The sequence below is a fragment of the Aureimonas ureilytica DSM 18598 = NBRC 106430 genome (genome assembly GCF_000382705.1).
Taxonomy (GTDB): domain Bacteria; phylum Pseudomonadota; class Alphaproteobacteria; order Rhizobiales; family Rhizobiaceae; genus Aureimonas; species Aureimonas ureilytica.
Window position 1 is genome coordinate 1 of the sequence record NZ_ARQE01000026.1, and the last position, 16,906, is coordinate 16,906.

17 protein-coding genes are annotated in these 16,906 nt (G+C 67.7%); 14 read left to right on the plus strand and 3 right to left on the minus strand.

Annotation, left to right across the window (positions count from 1 at the left end; all coding sequences use genetic code 11):
• Nucleotides 1-207: helix-turn-helix domain-containing protein (locus tag B146_RS0123690; RefSeq protein ID WP_244877432.1), on the minus strand; the 207-nt coding region annotated here is incomplete at its 3' end.
• Nucleotides 208-324: 117 nt separating this feature from the next.
• The gene (locus B146_RS0123695; protein WP_019998970.1) at nucleotides 325-1,734 is read right to left on the minus strand and encodes an FAD-dependent oxidoreductase; all 1,410 of its coding nucleotides are present in this window, start codon (nucleotides 1,732-1,734) and stop codon (nucleotides 325-327) included.
• 104 nt (nucleotides 1,735-1,838) lie between these two features.
• Between B146_RS0123695 and leuC the strand changes: the two genes are divergently transcribed.
• The 14 genes from leuC to B146_RS0123765 are packed head-to-tail and all read left to right on the plus strand — an operon-like array spanning nucleotide 1,839 to nucleotide 16,267.
• Nucleotides 1,839-3,296: a 3-isopropylmalate dehydratase large subunit gene (gene leuC, locus B146_RS0123700; RefSeq protein WP_019998971.1), complete on the plus strand. Its 1,458-nt coding sequence runs from the start codon at nucleotides 1,839-1,841 to the stop codon at nucleotides 3,294-3,296.
• Entirely contained in the window at nucleotides 3,293-3,931 is a 639-nt protein-coding gene (gene leuD, locus B146_RS0123705) for a 3-isopropylmalate dehydratase small subunit (RefSeq protein WP_019998972.1), read from the plus strand. Before leuC ends, leuD begins: the two co-directional genes overlap by 4 nt.
• A 50-nt stretch (nucleotides 3,932-3,981) precedes the next feature.
• Nucleotides 3,982-4,833, plus strand: a complete 852-nt coding sequence (locus tag B146_RS0123710; protein WP_019998973.1) for a GntR family transcriptional regulator — start codon at nucleotides 3,982-3,984, stop codon at nucleotides 4,831-4,833.
• Nucleotides 4,830-6,047, plus strand: coding sequence for an ABC transporter substrate-binding protein (locus B146_RS0123715; protein ID WP_019998974.1), 1,218 nt, complete (start codon nucleotides 4,830-4,832; stop codon nucleotides 6,045-6,047). The genes B146_RS0123710 and B146_RS0123715 overlap by 4 nt, the downstream gene beginning before the upstream one ends.
• Before the next feature lie 55 nt (nucleotides 6,048-6,102).
• Complete coding sequence (locus tag B146_RS0123720) at nucleotides 6,103-6,975, plus strand: branched-chain amino acid ABC transporter permease (RefSeq protein ID WP_019998975.1); 873 nt, start codon at nucleotides 6,103-6,105, stop codon at nucleotides 6,973-6,975.
• A complete protein-coding gene (locus tag B146_RS0123725) occupies nucleotides 6,972-7,958 on the plus strand; it encodes a branched-chain amino acid ABC transporter permease (RefSeq protein WP_019998976.1) in 987 nt (328 codons plus the stop codon). Before B146_RS0123720 ends, B146_RS0123725 begins: the two co-directional genes overlap by 4 nt.
• A complete protein-coding gene (locus tag B146_RS0123730) occupies nucleotides 7,958-8,707 on the plus strand; it encodes an ABC transporter ATP-binding protein (protein ID WP_019998977.1) in 750 nt (249 codons plus the stop codon). Before B146_RS0123725 ends, B146_RS0123730 begins: the two co-directional genes overlap by 1 nt.
• Nucleotides 8,700-9,401 carry an ABC transporter ATP-binding protein gene (locus B146_RS0123735; protein ID WP_019998978.1) on the plus strand — a complete coding sequence of 234 codons (702 nt, stop codon included), beginning with the start codon at nucleotides 8,700-8,702 and terminating at the stop codon, nucleotides 9,399-9,401. Before B146_RS0123730 ends, B146_RS0123735 begins: the two co-directional genes overlap by 8 nt.
• A 32-nt stretch (nucleotides 9,402-9,433) precedes the next feature.
• The gene (locus tag B146_RS0123740; RefSeq protein ID WP_019998979.1) at nucleotides 9,434-10,321 is read left to right on the plus strand and encodes an isocitrate lyase/PEP mutase family protein; all 888 of its coding nucleotides are present in this window, start codon (nucleotides 9,434-9,436) and stop codon (nucleotides 10,319-10,321) included.
• Complete coding sequence (locus B146_RS0123745; protein WP_019998980.1) at nucleotides 10,318-12,048, plus strand: hydantoinase B/oxoprolinase family protein; 1,731 nt, start codon at nucleotides 10,318-10,320, stop codon at nucleotides 12,046-12,048. The genes B146_RS0123740 and B146_RS0123745 overlap by 4 nt, the downstream gene beginning before the upstream one ends.
• Entirely contained in the window at nucleotides 12,045-14,096 is a 2,052-nt protein-coding gene (locus B146_RS0123750) for a hydantoinase/oxoprolinase family protein (protein WP_019998981.1), read from the plus strand. Before B146_RS0123745 ends, B146_RS0123750 begins: the two co-directional genes overlap by 4 nt.
• Before the next feature lie 17 nt (nucleotides 14,097-14,113).
• Entirely contained in the window at nucleotides 14,114-14,698 is a 585-nt protein-coding gene (locus B146_RS0123755) for a cysteine hydrolase family protein (RefSeq protein ID WP_019998982.1), read from the plus strand.
• Nucleotides 14,699-14,720: 22 nt separating this feature from the next.
• Entirely contained in the window at nucleotides 14,721-15,461 is a 741-nt protein-coding gene (locus tag B146_RS0123760; RefSeq protein WP_019998983.1) for an aspartate/glutamate racemase family protein, read from the plus strand.
• A 29-nt stretch (nucleotides 15,462-15,490) separates the two neighbouring features.
• Entirely contained in the window at nucleotides 15,491-16,267 is a 777-nt protein-coding gene (locus B146_RS0123765) for an aspartate/glutamate racemase family protein (RefSeq protein ID WP_019998984.1), read from the plus strand.
• 306 nt (nucleotides 16,268-16,573) lie between these two features.
• On the opposite strand, the gene B146_RS0123770 is transcribed toward B146_RS0123765, so the two are convergent.
• Nucleotides 16,574-16,906 (minus strand): toprim domain-containing protein (locus B146_RS0123770; protein WP_026358892.1); only part of this gene is annotated, 333 nt, incomplete at its 5' end.

Below are 16,906 nucleotides of genomic sequence, written 5' to 3' on the forward strand. Positions count from 1 at the left end.
CAGACTTTGCAGGAACTCGGCCTCCGCCTCGATGCGGCCCGAGCGCCTGTCCCCGCCCATCGGCAGCGGATCGCTCCGCCCCGCCCGATCCTGCGAGCGCCAGCGCACCGCCGTGGCAATCGCGATCCCAAACCGCTCAGCCGCTACATGGGTCGAGGCGCCCTCGCGCATCGCCCGCAAAACCCGATGCCGAAGATCGATCGACAAAGCTCTTGCCATCCTTGCCTCCCTTCCGATCGACAGAGGGAATCATGAATGACGCTAAGACTCTACCCGGAGGGAAAACGCTCTAGACCGCGCCGCTTTTCCATCGCCTATAACGGCTCAGGCGGGCTGACCGACCACCCGCGCCGCCGCCTGGCCGGCAATGCGTCCGAGCGACACGGCGGTCAGCAAGCCGTTTCCGGAGAGATAGCCCGAGGCCTTGGAGCCCGAGACTCCGCAGGCCGCGCCGCCAGCGGCGAAGAGGTTCGGGATCGGGGCGCCGCCCTGCGTCACCACGCGGGCCTTCTCGTCCACCACGAGCCCGCCTTGCGTGTGGAACAGTGCGCCCGTCACGCGCACTGCCTTGAACGGCGCCTGAAGCGGCGCTACGCCCGCGAGGTCGCGGCCGAACGGATCGTTCGATCGGCCCGCCTTCATGGCCTCGACCGCGCTCGCGGTGGCATCCAGGCGCTCCGGGTCAACGCCGAGGCGCGCCGCGAGTTCGGCGAACGAACCGGCTTCTACCACCGCGTTCATCGCCTCGGCGCGTCGGAAGTCCTCGAACTGCCGACAGATCGCGGCGATGCGCTCGTCGAAAATGTCGAAGGCCGTCGCATCCGGCTGGCGCAGCACCTCGGCGGCTTGCTCGGAATAGCCCTTGGCCTCGTTGGAGAAGCGTTCGCCGCTCCGGTTGATTTGAAAGCCGCCTTCGGTGATCGCCGCCCAAGTGATGAGGATGCCGGCGGGATGGGCGACCGAACCGTGCCCTTGGTGGCCGGACAAATGCCGCAAGCGCGCCCCCAGCGCCTCGCCCCAGAGCACGGCCTCACCCCGGTTGCCCTCATGGCCGAAGTAATGGGCCCCGGCCATCTCGGGAATTTCGCGCTCTAGGAGCGCCTTGTTGCCGCCATAGCCGTTGCAGGCGAGAACGATCGCCTTGGCGCCCAGCGTCTCGCGCGTCCTGTCCGGCCGCGCAAGTTGGAGGCCCGTCATACGACCCACGTCGTCGCGGTAGAGTGTTTCCACGGTGGAATCGCAAAGGATGTCGCAGCCTGCGCCTTCCGCCGCATCGCGCAGCGCATCCACGAGTTCTTGGCCCGAGCGCAAAGGCAGACCATGCATGCGCCGACGGGAGTGGCCGGGATAGGAGAAATCGGAGATCACGGAAAAGGGCAGTCCATAGCGGTCGGCAAGCCATTCCACGGTGGGGCCCGCCGCTTCCGCAACGAGCCGGACCAGCGCTTCGTCAGGTTCGTTGTCCGCCTTGTGAAAAATGTCTTCCGCGAACAGGCGGGCATCGTCTTCGATGCCAGCTTCTCTCTGCCAGCGCGTTCCCGGTGCCGGGATCAGGCCCGCCGAGAGCGCCGTCGAGCCGGCGGGAACGGCGTCCCGTTCGAGAATGACAACGCTTTCGGCCCCCGCTTCTCGGGCCGCGAGCCCTGCAATCAGTCCCGCCGCCCCGGCGCCGACGATCGCGACGTCGACGCCGACGTCGAAGGATGCCAGGTTCCGACTATCGATGGATGCCATTCTGCCGAACTCCACTCGCGCGTAGGCCTCTTGCGCCTGTCTGAAAAACGAGCCTATCCTGTCTGTTAAATAAGACAAGTCATGAGCGGCAACGGGGGGCTGGGATGGCTGAGGCAAGACAGGGGCCGCGACCGGGTGGCTCGGGGCAGGCGAGCGGGCCCCGCTCGCTTCTCGACAAGCTCTGGGACGCGCATGTCGTGGCTCAGCGGGAGGACGGCGCCGACCTTCTGTGGATCGACCGCCATCTTTTGCACGAAGGCTCGTTTCACGCCTTCGACAAGCTGGCGGCGCGGAATGCGCCCGTGTCCCGGCCCGACCTCACCTTCGCGGTGATGGACCATTACATCCCGACGCGCCCAGACTCGCCGGGTGCGCAGGATCCTGCGGTCACCGGCGTCATGCGCAAGCTCGAGGGCAACGCGACGCGCACGGGCATTCGCCTTTTCGGGTCCGGCGACCCGCGCCAGGGGATCGTCCATGTCATGGCGCCCGAACAGGGACTGACGCTGCCGGGATTGACGCTGGTGTGCGGCGATTCCCACACCGCCACGCACGGCGCGCTCGGGGCCTTGGCCTTCGGCATCGGCGCCTCCGAAGTGGCCCATGTCCTGATGACGCAGACGCTTTGGCAGAGGCGGCCGAGACGGATGCGGATCGAGGTGCGGGGGCGGCTCGCCGAGGGCGTGACGGCAAAGGACCTCGCGCTATCGATCATAGCGCGGATCGGCGCGGACGGCGCCGCGGGCCATGCGGTGGAATATGCCGGCGAGGCGGTGCGCGCCCTGTCCATCGAGGGACGCTTGACCCTTTGCAATCTTTCCATCGAGGCGGGCGGGCGCAGCGGCATGGTGGCGCCGGACGAAACCACGATCGACTTCGTGCGCGGACGCTCCTTCGCGCCTCGTGGCGACGCCTTCGAGCGGGCCGCAGAGATTTGGCTGGCACTTGGCTCCGACACGGACGTCGCCTTCGACCGGGACGTGACGATCGACGCGCGCGCCATCGCCCCGAGCGTCACCTGGGGCATCAGCCCGGAGGACGCGCTGCCCATCGACGCAACGGTGCCGGACCCAGCCCGAGCGAAGGATGAGGGGCACGCGGCCCATATCCGCGAGGCCTTGGACTACATGGGTCTCACGGCCGGACGTCCGCTGGAGGAGATCGCGATCGACCGCGTTTTCATCGGCTCCTGCACCAACAGCCGGGTGGAGGACCTGCGCGCCGCCGCCGCCATTCTTTCCGGTCGCAAGGCCAAGGTTCCCGGCCTCGTCTCGCCGGGCTCGACCGAGGTCAAGCGGCAATGCGAGGCGGAGGGGCTGGACCGGATCTTCGTCGAAGCGGGCCTCGACTGGGTCGGGGCGGGCTGCTCCATGTGCGTGGGCATGAACGGCGACATCGTGCCGCCCGGCGAGCGCTGCGCTTCCACCACCAACCGCAATTTCAAAGGCCGCCAGGGGCCGGGCGCGCGCACCCATCTTATGTCCCCGGCCATGGTCGCGGCGGCGGCCGTCACCGGCCATCTGACGGATGTGCGGCGATTCTCGCGAGGAGACCGGTCATGACGCCGTTCACCCAGCTTCGCGCCGTCGCCTGTCCCCTGCCCTATTCCAGCATCGACACAGACCAACTCATTCCCGCCCGCTTCATGAAGCGCTCGCGGGCCGAGGGCTATGGGGACTTCCTGCTCCGCGACCTGCGCTTCGACGAGGCGGGAACCCCCCTCCCCGACTTTCCGTTGAACGCGTTGGAGCGAGGCGCCGCGCAGATTCTCGTCACACGCCGCAATTTCGGCGCGGGCTCCTCGCGCGAGGCGGCGGTCTATGCGCTGGTCGACTACGGCATCCGCTGCGTGATCGCTCCGAGCTTTGGGGATATCTTCGCCAGCAACGCCGTCAACAACGGGCTCTTGCCCGCGCGCGTCGAGGAAGCGGACGCCGAGGCCCTGATCGACCATCTCCAAGCGGGCGGGCGCGATCTCTTCGTGGACCTCGATGCGCGCCGCATCGAGGCGGAGGGCCGGTGGATCGGCTTCTCCGTCGAGCCGGTCTGGCGCACCAAGCTTCTCAACGGCTGGGACGATCTCGACCTCACCGCGAGCTATGGCGAGGCGATCGCGACCTTTGCCGCGAGGGATCGCGGCCTGCGCCCCTGGGCTGTCCCGAACGATTTCTCGACCGGACAGAAGATGTCTGATTGACAGGACAGGCTCGGAATGGAAATCTGACGCTCGAACCGGCGGAGATCAGCATGGCGGCTCGCCTCACCCCCCATTCCAGCGAACCCCGCAAGGCGCAGGTCGTGTATCTGCATCTGAGGGACCGCATTCAGTCGGGCGATTATCCGGCCGGGATGCGCATGCCGAGCGAGCCGGACCTCGCTGCCAATCTGAGCGTGTCGCGCGCCACGATCCGCAGTGCATTGGACATGCTGGCCAAGGACGGGCTGGTGGAGCGTCGACCGGGCTCGGGGACTTTCGTGCGCCTCGTCGGCGGCCCGAGCGCGATCGTCGCGGACTTCTCCAACGTCTTCACCCATCTGGTGGAGATGGGCCGGCGCACCGACGTCCGGCTTCTCGCCTTCCATTACACCGCGCCGACGCCCGCCGTGGCGGAGGCGTTGGGCCTTCAGCGCGGCGAGCGGGTGCAGCGCACGGTGCGCGTGCGCATCGCCGACGGCAAGCCGTTCTCCTACCTCGTGACCTATGTGCCGGAGCGGATCGGCATCTCCTATTCGGAGGCGGACCTGCGCTCGACGCCGTTGCTCGAGCTTCTGGAGCGCTCAGGCGCGCGCGTCGTCAGCGGCCAGCAGACCGTCGGCGCAGCGCTCGCCGGCCCCGAGACGGCCGCCGAACTCGGCATCGAGACCGGCTCGGCGCTCCTGTCCATCACGCGCGTCGTCAAGGACGACATGGGTCGAGGCGTCGAATATCTCTACGGCCTTTACCGACCCGACCTTTATGCCCTTCAGCTCGACCTAGAGCGCGCCCGCGAGGGCGACGCCATGCGCTGGCGGGCCAAGTCACCCACCTTGTCGCGCAAGGGAGGGACCGCGCGCGACCCGTCAGCCTCACCCCTCAAGCCCCGGAAGACCACGCGATGACGACGCAAAAGCACAGCATCAGCCGCCGTTCCGTTCTTGCAGGCGGCGCTGCCCTCGCGGGCAGCCTCGCCATGCCGGGTCTCCTGCGGGCCGCGCCCGAGAGCATCAAGATCGGCGTCCTTCAGCCCGTGACGGGCAATCTCGCCATGGATGGCGCCTACGGCAAGCTCGGCGCCGAACTCGCCATCGCCGCGATCAACGAGTCGGGCGGCATCAAGTCTCTTGGCGGGCGCCCGCTCGAAATGGTGTTCGGCGACGCGCGCTCCAACCCTGAAGCCGGCACGCAGGAAGTCGAGCGGATGCAGTCGGACGGCGTGGCCGCCGTGGTCGGCGGCTTCGCCAGCCCGATCTGCCTCGCCGCCAGCCAGGCGGCGGCGCGCTACGATCTGCCCTACATCGTCGACGTCGGCGTGTCCGACCAGATCGTCCAGCGCGGACTCGCCAACACGTTCCGCTTCTCGCCGGGCTTCGGCATCTGCACCAAGACCGCGATCGACAATCTCGTGCGCATAAACAAGGACGCAGGGACGCCTGCGCGCACGGTTGTCCTCGTCCATGAGGACGGTTTGTTCGGCTCTGGCCTCGCCAAGCTCATGGCGGCCGAGTTGCCGAAATACGGGTTCGAGATCCTCGACACGATCGCCCATCCGACGCCCGCGCGCGACATGTCCAACGTCGCCCTGCGCATCCGCTCGCTGAGGCCCGATCTCATCATTCCTTCGTCCTACTATGGCGAGACGGTGCTGCTAATGCGCACGCTCCAGCAGCAGCGCGTGCGCCCCAAGGGCGTCTATGCGGTCCTCAACGGCGCGGCCTCGAACCTCCGCTTCGTCAAGGAATTTCCGGAAGCGGCCGAGAACATCATGGACTGCAACCACTGGTACGATCCGCGTAAGGAAACGGCGCAGGCCCTGGTCAAGAAAGTGGCCGATGCCGGCCAGCAGTGGAACTACAATATCGCGCTCAACTACACGGCCATGCAGTTCCTGGCCGACGGGATCGAACGCGCCGCATCTGCGGAGCCGGTCGCGATCAATCAGGCGCTCGCCGCTTCCACCTTCGCCTCGCCCGTCATGCCCTACGGCACGACGCGCATGGAGAACGGCCAGAACATGGGCGCCGCGCCCGTCAACACGCAGGTCCAGAAGGACACCATCCGGGTGATCTTCCCGGACGAGTTCGCCGACGCGAAGCCGGTTTTCCCGGTTCAGTGAGCCTCCGCCGCCGGCCCTCTGTGGGCCGGCCCTTCGAACGGGCCGAGGACATGACATGTATTCCCCCGACATCATCGTCGAAGCCGTCATCAACGGGCTTCTGAGCGGCGCGATCTATGCGCTGATCGCGTTGGGCCTCACGCTGGTCTACGGCGTCCTGCACATCATTAACTTCGCGCATGGGGCGCTTCTGGCGGCGGCCATGTTCGCCGTCCTCGTGCTCAACCAGACCGCGGGCCTCGACCCTTACGTCCTCATCCTGGTGCTGACGCCCGCCTTCTACGTCGCGGGATACGGGCTGCAGCGCTTCATCATCGGTCCGTCCAGCCATGGCCGCGACGAGAACATCCTCCTCGTGACGCTCGGCCTTTCCATCATCATCGAGAACCTGCTTCTGGCCGCCTTCGGCTCGGAAATGCGTTCGCTCAGCACGAGCTATTCCTTCGACGTCTACGAGGTCGGCCCCTATCTTCTGGCGAAGGCCAAGGTCTGGGGCGCTCTGGCCTCGCTTCTCACCGCCGCCATCCTCTGGATGATCCTGGCGCGCAGCGACACGGGCCGGGCCATCCGCGCCGTTGCCAAGGAAAAGGTCGGCGCCGCGCTCCAGGGCATCGACGTCAAGCACATCTACGCCGTCACCTTCGGCCTCGGTTGCGCGTGCCTGGCGATCGCCGCCTGCCTTCTCCTGCCGACCTTCTACGTCAACCCGCGCATCGGCAACGCCTTCGTGCTCGTCGCCTTCACCATCGTCGTGCTCGGCGGCATGGGCTCGATAGTCGGCGCGCTGGTCGGCGGGCTCATCATCGGCGTCGTGGAAAGCCTGAGCGGCCTGTTCCTGGGCGACAGCCTCGGCCAGATCGGCATCTTCCTGATCTTCATCCTCACCCTCCTGCTGCGTCCGGCGGGTCTGTTCGGAGCCCGCGCATGAGAGGCCGTCCCTTTCTCGCCCCGCTCGGGCTCGTCGCCCTCCTGGCGCTGGCCCCGGTCGCCACGCAGTCGAACGTCGTCCTGAACTTCCTGATCGTAACGCTCATCATCTCGATCGTGGCGCAGGCCTGGAACCTCCTGGGAGGTTTTGGCGGGCAGTTCTCCTTCGGCCATGCCGCCTTCTTCGGCATGGGCGCCTATGTCTCCGCGCTTTGGCAGATGCGCCTGGGGCTCGACGCCTGGAGCGGGCTCGCGGTCGCCGTCGCGGCCGGCGCCGCGCTCGCCTTCGCCATTGGATTCCTGGCCTTCCGGGCGGGGCTTCGTGGCTCCTATTTTGCCCTCGTCACGCTGGCCTTCGCTGAGGTCTTCCGCGTCCTGACAAATTCCGTCGACTTCACGGGCGGCGCGGCCGGGCTGCTCCTGCCGCTGAAGATCGGTGCCGGCAATCTCCAGTTCTCCGACCGGACCTATTTCTACTGGCTCGTGCTTCTTTTCGTGGCGATCGGCCTTCTCGGCGTGACCGCCATCCGCCGCTCGCGCTTCGGGGCGCAGCTCGTGGCCTTGCGCGAGAACGAGGAAGCGGCGAGCGCGCTCGGCGTCGATGTCCTGTCTGTCAAGCTTAAGGCCATGGCCCTGTCCGGGGCGATGGCGGCGGCGGCCGGCGTCCTCTATCTCCAGTACTTCCTGTATATCGACGCGCAGGTCGTGTTCGGAAGCTGGATCTCGGTCGAGGCCCTGCTCGCCAGCATCGTCGGCGGGCTCGGCACGGTCCTCGGGCCGGTGCTCGGCGCCCTCGCGCTTCATGGGCTCGGGGAACTCGCCAAGGCGCTGGTCGGCGGCGTGCCGGGCATCGACCTGGCCTTCTACGGCGCCGTCCTTCTCGTCGCGATCGCCTTCATGCCCGGCGGGCTGATCGGCCTCGCCAAGCGCTGGCGTGCGCCCGTCCGCGCACGCTCGCAACTTCCCGCTCGAAAGGTCGCGTGATGCTGGAGGTTCGTTCCGTCGGCAAGCGCTTCGGGGGCCTTCAGGCCATCCAGGACGCGAGCTTCACCGTCGAGAAAGGCTCCATCACCGGCCTGATCGGGCCGAATGGCGCAGGCAAGACCACGCTCTTCTCGATCGTCTCGGGCAGTTTCAGCCCGACCACCGGCCAGGTGTTCTTCGAGGGGCAGGACATCACCGGCTTTCCCGCCCATGTCCTCGCCCGGCGCGGGATCGGGCGCACGTTTCAGATCGTGAAGCCCTTCGCAGGCCTGTCGATCATCGAGAACGTCACGGTCGGCGCTTTCCTGAGGCACCACAACCGCTCGAAGGCCGAAAAGGTGGCGCGCGACGTCGCCCGTCGCGTCGGTCTGACCGGCGATCTCGATCGACCGGCCTCGGACCTGACGGTCGCGGGCCGCAAGCGGCTGGAAGTGGCGAAAGCTCTGGCGACCGAACCGCGCCTGCTCCTTCTCGACGAGGTGCTGGCCGGGCTCAACCCGTCCGAAATTCGCGACATCATCCCGGTCATCCGTGCCCTTCGCGACGACGGGGTGACGATCCTGATGATCGAGCATGTCATGCAGGCGGTGGTCAGCCTGTGCGACCGGGTGCATGTCCTGGCGCAGGGGCGGATCGTCGCCGCCGGAACGCCCGCCGAAGTCGTCGCCGACCCGGCCGTGATCGAGGCCTATCTCGGCCAGGGCGCCGCGGCCCGGCTCAACCCCGTACGGAGCGCCGCCCATGCTTGAAGTTCGCGGTCTGAAGGCCGCTTACGGCGGCACCGAAATCCTGCGCGGCATCGATCTCGACGTGGCCGAGGGCGAGATCGTCACCGTGCTCGGCTCCAATGGCGTCGGCAAGACGACGCTGAACATGGTGCTGTCCGGTCTGGCACCGGCGCGCGGCGGCGACGTCCGCTTCTGCGGCGAGACGATCACCAACCGCCCGCCCGGTGCCATCGTGGAGGCTGGATTGATCCAGGTGCCGGAAGGACGGCGGATCTTTCCCAACATGCAGGTGCGCGAGAATCTCGAACTCGGCTCCTACGGACGCGGCAAGGCGAACCGCGCCGCCAACCTAGATCGTGTTTTCGAAACATTTCCGCGCCTGAAGGAGCGCGAGAAGCAGTTGGCCGGCACGCTGTCGGGCGGCGAGCAGCAGATGCTCGCCATCGGGCGCGGATTGATGGCCGAGCCGCGCCTTCTCATTCTCGACGAACCTTCGCTCGGCCTTTCCCCGCTTCTGGTGGAGGAGATGTTCGATCTGATCCGCAAGCTGAATGCGGGCGGCCTCGCGATCATGCTGGTCGAGCAGAACGTCGTGCAGTCGCTGGAGATCGCCTCGCGCGCCTATGTCATCGAAAACGGCGAGGTCGCCATGGCCGGCAGCGCCGCCTCCGTCGCCGAAAACCCGGAACTTCGCAAAACCTATCTCGGTCTGTGACCCGAGCCCGGCGGATTGCAAGGAAACCTCCCATGTCCCTGAAACAACGCCTCCGCGAGGACGGTGTGATCGTGGCGCCCGGCGTCTACGACGCCTTGAGCGCCCTCCTCGCCACGCAGGCCGGCTTCCGCACGCTCTACGTCTCGGGCGCGGGCGTCGCCTATACCAAGCTCGGCCGCCCCGACATCGGCCTCGTCTCGATGACCGAGATGGCGGAAACCGTGGCGTTGATCCGCGACCGCGTCGACGCCGCCCTGATCGTCGATGCCGACAACGGCCACGGCAACGCGCTCAACGTGCAGCGCACGCTGCGCCTCTTCGAACGCGCCGGCGCCAACGCCCTGCAACTGGAGGACCAGAGCCTGCCCAAGCGTTGCGGGCATCTCGCCGGCAAGTCGCTGATCTCGGCGCAGGAGATGGTCGGCAAGGTCAAGGCCGCGGCCGACGCGCGGACGAGCGACGAGACGCTCCTGATCGTGCGCACCGACGCCATCGCCGTGGAGGGGTTCGAGCGCGCGCTGGAACGCGCCCATCTCTACGAGGAGGCCGGCGCCGACGTGCTCTTCATCGAGGCCCCGCGCGACCGCGACGAGTTGAAGAAGGTCGGCGCCGCCTTCGCGGGCCGCATTCCGCTCCTCGCCAACATGGTGGAAGGCGGCTCGACGCCGCTTCACTCGGCCGACGACCTCGGCGCGCTCGGCTTCAAGATCGTGATCTTTCCGGGCGGCATCGTGCGCGCGGTCTCGCGCACGGCCGAGGACTACTACGCCTCGCTCGCCCGGCACCGGACCAACCAGCCCTTCGCCGACCGCATGAAGGACTTCGACGGCCTGAACGCCAGCATCGGAACGCCCGAGCTGCTGGCGCTCGGGGAAACCTATTCCGGCGACGCGCCGGGCCGGAAGGGAGAAGCCGCATGAGCGCCATCGATCCCGTGACGCTGGCCGTCCTCAAGGGACGGCTGGAGCAGATCGCCGACGAGATGGATGCCACGCTCTGCCGCTCGGCCTTCAACCCGATCATCGCCGAGGCGCGCGACGCCTGCCACGGTCTCTACCACGCGACGACGGGCGACACGCTGGTGCAGGGCACGACGGGCCTGCCGATCTTCGTCGGCGCCATGTCCTTCGCCGTGCGTGCGGTGATCGAAAAGGTCGAGCGCGAGGGCGGGCTCGAGCCCGGCGACACGTTCCTCTTCAACGATCCCTATAGCGGCGGCACCCATCTCAACGACTTCCGCCTCGTGCGCCCTGTCTTCCGCGACGGCGAACTCTTCTGCTGGCTCGCCTCGGTCGGCCACTGGCTTGACATCGGCGGCAACGTCGCAGGCGGCTACAACCCGAAGGCCACCGAGAGCTTCCAGGAGGGCGTGCGCTTCCCGCCCGTCAAGCTGATCTCGGCGGGGCGCCTCAACGGCGACGTCATCGCGATCCTGGAGGCCAATTCGCGCGTGCCGCGCTCCAACTGGGGCGACCTCAACGGCCAGCTCAACGCGCTGGACCTCGGCGAAGGGCGCCTCGCCGCCCTGATCGACCAGTACGGCACGGCCGTCATCTCCACCGCCTTCGACGTCTTCTCCGATCGCGCCGAGGCGATGATGCGCTCGGCCATCGGCACGCTCAAGCCGGGCACCTACGCCTTCGAGGACGTGCTCGACAACGACGGCATCGTCGACAAGCCCCTCATCATAGCCCTCGACCTGACGATCGAGGACGGGACCATGGTGCTCGACTTCTCGCGCTCCTCGCCGCCCACCCTCGGCCCCATCAACATCTCCTACGCGACCTCGGTCGCGGCCTGCTACGTCGCGCTGAAGCACGTCTTTACGGAGGTGCCGGCCAATGCCGGGTGCTTGCGGCCGATCCGCTTCGTGATCCCCGAGACGACGCTGCTGGCGGCGAAGGCCCCGAAGCCCATGGCTGGCTACACCGAGACGATCCTGCGCCTCATCGGCGTGATCCTCGGCGCCCTGGCCAAAGCCGATCCCGCCCGCGCCACCGCCGCGCCCTTCGGCACGATCAACGCGCTCTCGATCGCCGGCTCGCGCGGCGACGGCAGCCGCTGGGTGATGTTCTCCTTCTTCGGCGGGGGCCTGGGCGGCAACCCGGAATCGGATGGGCTGAACCACGCCAACAACCCGATCTCCACCGCCACCATCCCGCCCGCCGAGATCATGGAGGCGGCCTATCCCGTGATGTTCACGCAATGGGCGCTGCGGCCGGACTCGGCCGGGGCCGGCGAGCACCGGGGCGGCGTCGGCGCGGTCTACGAGATCGAGATGCTGCAGGACGCCGACGTGGCGCTCCTCGGCGAGCGCGGCAAGGTCGCGCCCTTCGGCGTCTCCGGCGGGCAGCCCGCCGCCCTCAACCGCTTCTCGTGGACAGGCGATGGCGGCGGCACGCCGCCGATGATCTCCAAAATCACCGACCTCAAGGTCGGGCAAGGCGAGCGCATCCGGCTGGAGACGCCAGGCGGCGGGGGCTGGGGCGACCCGACGGCGCGCGATCCACAGGCCGTCGCCCGCGACGTGCGCCTCGGCTTCGTCAGCCGCGAAACGGCACGCGATGTCTACGGCGTCTCGCTGAGCGAAGACGGGACCGTCGAACCCGCCGCCCTTCGCGGCGCTCAGCAGGGAGAGGCAGCATGACCGCGCTCGGACGGATCGTCGGCGTCGATGTCGGGGGCACCTTCACCGACCTTTTCTACTACGACGAGGAGGCCGGTGCCTTCCGCACGGCGAAGGTCTCGTCCAATCGCGGCGACGAGGCGGTTGGCTTCCTGCAAGGCTTGCAGAGCTTCGGCGCGGTGGCGGGCCTGACCTCGGTCGTCCACGGCACGACGGTCGGCACAAACGCGCTCCTGGAGCGCAAGGGTGCGCGCGTCGGCCTCATCACCACGCGCGGCTTCCGCGACGTGCTCGAGATGCGTCGCCGCGACCGGCGTAACACCTGGGGCCTCTGGGGCGACTTCGTGCCCGTGGTCGAGCGCGACATGCGCCTCGAGGTCGGGGAGCGGACGCTGGCCGACGGCACGATCCGCGAGGCCGTGGACGAAGCCGAGGTCGAGGCCGTGGCGCGCCAGCTCCTGGCACAAGGGGCCGAGGCGCTGGCGGTGGTCTTCGTCAACGCCTATGCCAACCCCGCCAACGAGATGCGCGCCTTCGAGGCGGCCAGCCGCATTTGGCCGAACACGGCGCTCGTCGCCTCGACGCAGATCCTGCCCGAGATCCGCGAGTTCGAGCGCACCTCCACCACAGTTCTGAACGCCTATCTCCAGCCCGTCGTCGGCGGCTATCTCGGCAAGCTGGACGCGGCGCTGCGCGAGGACGGCTTCGAGGGCACGTTCCACATCGTCCAGTCCAACGGCGGCGCGATGTCGACCGACACGGCGCGCAAGCTGCCGGTGCGCACCGCGCTCTCCGGCCCCGCGGCCGGTGTCATCGCGGCGGCGGCCATCGCGGAAGCCGCCGGCTTCCCCAACGTAATCACCGGCGATCTCGGCGGCACCTCCTTCGACGTGTCGCTGGTGGCCGGCACCAAGACGGCGCTCGCCGCTCAGACCACGATCGATTTCGGTCTCGTCATTCGCACGCCGATGATCGAAATCTCGACGATCGGCGCGGGCGGCGGTTCCATCGCCCATGTCGATGCCGGAGGGATGCTGCAGGTCGGCCCCGAAAGCGCCGGCTCGCGGCCGGGCCCCGTGTGCTACGGCGCGGGCAACGACCGGCCGACGCTCACCGACGCCAACGTCGTGCTCGGGCGCATCAACGCCGAGCGACCGATCGGCTCCACGGGCCGCACGCTCGACGTCGAAGCCGCGCGCACTGCCATCGAGCGCCATGTGGCCAAGCCGCTGGGCCTCGGCACGATGGAGGCGGCCGAGGCGATCGTGCGCATCGCCGACGCGCGCATGGCCGGCGCGATCCGCCTCGTCTCGATCGAGCGCGGCCACGACCCGGCCGAGTTCGCGGCCGTGCCCTTCGGCGGCGGCGGCGCGCTCCATGCCGGCGCGCTCATCAAGGACGTCGGCCTGAAAGCCGCCCTCGTGCCGCGCTTTCCGGGCGTCACGTCCGCGCTCGGCTGCGTCATCGCCGACGTCCGGCACGACCAAGTCCAGACCGTCAATCTCCTGCTCTCCAACCTCGACGCCGGAGCGCTGGCGGCTCGGATGCGCGCGGAGGCCGAAGCCGCGCGCGCCGTCGTCTCCGCCTCGGGCCTCTTCACCGAGCGGCTCGACGTCCTCTTCGAACTCGACATGCACTATCTCGGCCAGACGCACACGATCGCCGTGCCGCTCGCCGCCGAAGACCTCGACGCGCTCTCGGCCGAAAGCGTGGCGTCGGCCTTCCGCGAGGCCTATCGGCGGAGCTACAGCCGCCTCCTCGACGGCATCGACGCCAAGATCGTCAACCTGCGCACCAGCGCCATCGGGCGCCGCCCGCGCTTCGACCTGTCGGCGCTGGCGCCGGGCGCGGACGCCTCGCTCGAGGGGTCCCGCCGCCCTGCCCGCCCCGTCTGGTTCGACGGCGCCTGGCACGAGACCGCGATCTACGATCGCCTGACCATTCCCGTCGGCACGGTGATCGAAGGGCCGGCGATCCTGGAGCAGCCGGACGCGACCACCGTCGTCAATCCGGGGCTTGCCGCCCGCGTCGATGCGCTCGGCAATCTCGTGATCGAGCCGCGCGCGTGAGCCACGCTCTTCCCACGATGGATCGACGGGCGCTGCTTCTCGTCGATCTCCAGAACGACTTCATCCATCCTGAAGGCGCCTATTCGAGAGGCGGCGCCCGCTCGGCCGAGATCGCGGCGCTCCCGGCGCGCCTCGCCCCGCTCGCCAAGGCCTTCCGGGAGAAGGGCGGGCTCGTAATCTCGACGCTCTTCACGCTCGTTCCGGGCCGTGGCGGCGAGCCGATCGTCTCGCCACACCTGAAGGAACTGCGCCCGTTCCTACGCCGGGGCGATTTCGCGCCAGGCTCCTGGGGGCAGAAACTCGTCGACGAGCTGGGGCCGGAGGACGTGGCGGTGGAGAAGATCGCCTATTCCGCCTTCTACATGAGCCGGCTCGAATGGGCGCTACGCAAGACCGGCATCGAGCATCTGACGGTCGGCGGCATCGTCACCAATGGTGGCGTCGCCTCGACCGTGCGCGAGGCGCATGTGCGCGAGTTTGGCCTGACGGTACTGTCGGACGGCTGCGCCGCCTTCTCGCCCGCCATCCACGACGAGGCGATTGCGGCGCTGCGCCCGGTCGCGAGCCTGTCCACCGTGGCCGAGGCGCTCGCCGCGCTCTGACCCGAACGAACTGGAACCCGTCATGCCCAAGGTACTGGTCATCGTTCCCTTCCCGATGACATCGGACAATCTGGACAAGCGGCGCGCGCAGCTGCGGGCCGTTCGGCTCGGCCCCGACATCGACTTTACCTTCGAGGCCGTGCGCATCGCGCCCGAGAACTATGTCAGCCAGCAGGATATGCTGCTCGCCGATGTCGGCATCCTCCAGGCGGGTCACGATGCCGAGGCGCGGGGCTTCGACGCGGTTTGCATCGACACGATGAGCGATTCCGGCATGGCGGCTCTGCGATCCGTCCTGCGCATTCCGGTGATCGGCCCCGGGCGCCATGCCATGCTGATTGCGCTTAACCTCGGCGAGCGCTTCTCGATCCTGTCCATGTGGGATCGCTGGCGGCCGCTCTACCGCAAGACGCTCGGTGAGTTGGGTCTTGCCGAGAAATGCGCCTCCATGCGCTCGGCCGATCTCGTGCCGAACAACCAGCGTCTCCTCGGCGGGCGCGAGGAGGAGGTCTTCCCCGCCCTCTTGAAAGCCGGGCGGCGCTGCGTCGAGCAGGACGGCGCCGACGTCATCATCCTCGGTTCCACCACCATGCACGAGGCCCATGCCTTTCTCGCCGAGCGCCTGCCCGTGCCGGTCATCAATCCCGGCCCGCTGACCTATCGCATGGCGGACGCCGCGCTGAAGCTGCGCCTGCCTCATGCGAGGAGCGCCTATCCAGCCCCGCTGACGCCCCGGCTCGACCTCTTCGCCTCCATGGCCTGATCCCTTCACCCGACCGGCGGAGAATTTCCATGCCGCGCATTCTCGTCATCAATCCCTTTCCTCTCGACGAGGCGGGCGTCGCACGCCGCGCTGCGCAAGGAGGCCATGTCGCGCTCGACCCCGGCACGGAGCTGGTGTTCCGCCCGGTGCGGATCGGACCCACTTCCTTCAGCAGTCCGCACGATTGGCTACTCATGGATCTCGGCATTCACGAGGCCGGCCTGTCGGCGGAGGCGGAAGGGTTCGACGCCGTCGTCATCGACACGATGAGCGATTCCGGCATGGCGGCTTTACGGTCCGTCCTCACCATTCCGGTGATCGGACCCGGCAAGGCGTCGCTGCTCCATGCCCTGACGCTGGGGCACCGCTTCTCCGTGCTCGCCCAGTGGAAGCCCGCGCTGCCCCGGTATCGCAAGGTGATCCGGGACTTTGGCTTCGAGCGGCAATGCGCTTCAGTACGCTCCTTCGATGTCGAGCCGGACTTCGTCAACCTGACGGACGGCAAAGAGGACGCGACCTTTCCCATTATGCTGGAAACGGCGCGGCGCTGCGTCGAGGAGGATGGTGCGGACGTGGTCGTTCTCGGCTCGACCACCATGCACGGCGCGGCCGCCTATCTCGCCGCGCATTTGCCCGTACCGCTCGTCAATCCTGGGCCGCTCTCCTACAAGCTCGCCGAAACCCTGCTGGCTCTAGGCTTAACGCACAGCCGAAAGGCCTTTCCCGCTCCTCAGGTTCGCAAGGACGCCTTGGTTCGACGCGTCGTATCGCGCGCTGCAATTTTCGATGGAAACAAAATATTTTAATAATGATCTATCGTCTGGAGTGGTGATGATGCAGATTTTATCTAATAAGGCGTCAGAACTATAGATATATAGATCATAAGAGATAGTCGGAGGATCTTGGCCCTGCGCTACGGGGCTTTATCTTTCAAATGGTCGATAAACGGGCAAAAGCGAACCTCGGCCATCGGTCGCAATACAAACTCGGGCCAGCTGAAGTCGACAATGTTGTCACTAGAAGAGATTAAGCCCTCATCCTCGCTTTCCGCCAGCGTTCGCTGCTGCCGCTAGACGATTATCTCTAAGCTCTTCAGTCGCCATGCCGGCCCGTCAGGTGAACTCGTCAATGCTGCCGCCTAAGTCGAACCGCAGCCGTGCGCGCAGTGCGTCCGCCCCCCAGGCACTGAGGTCGTCGTTGAAATCGCCCAGGACAGGCACGATCTCGCGCACCCGGATAGATCGTCCGGCCTCCCGCAGCCGCTCGCGCAGATGGAGGGTGCCTCGACGCCCGGCCTCGTCGTTGTCGCGGAACACCCACACCTGCTCGACGCCATTGGGCACCTCGAAAAGACCGAGATGGGTGGCGGTCAGGCAGGCCGCGATCGGCAGCTTCGGCAGGGCGGTGCCGACAGACAGCATCGTCTCGATCCCTTCACCGCAGCC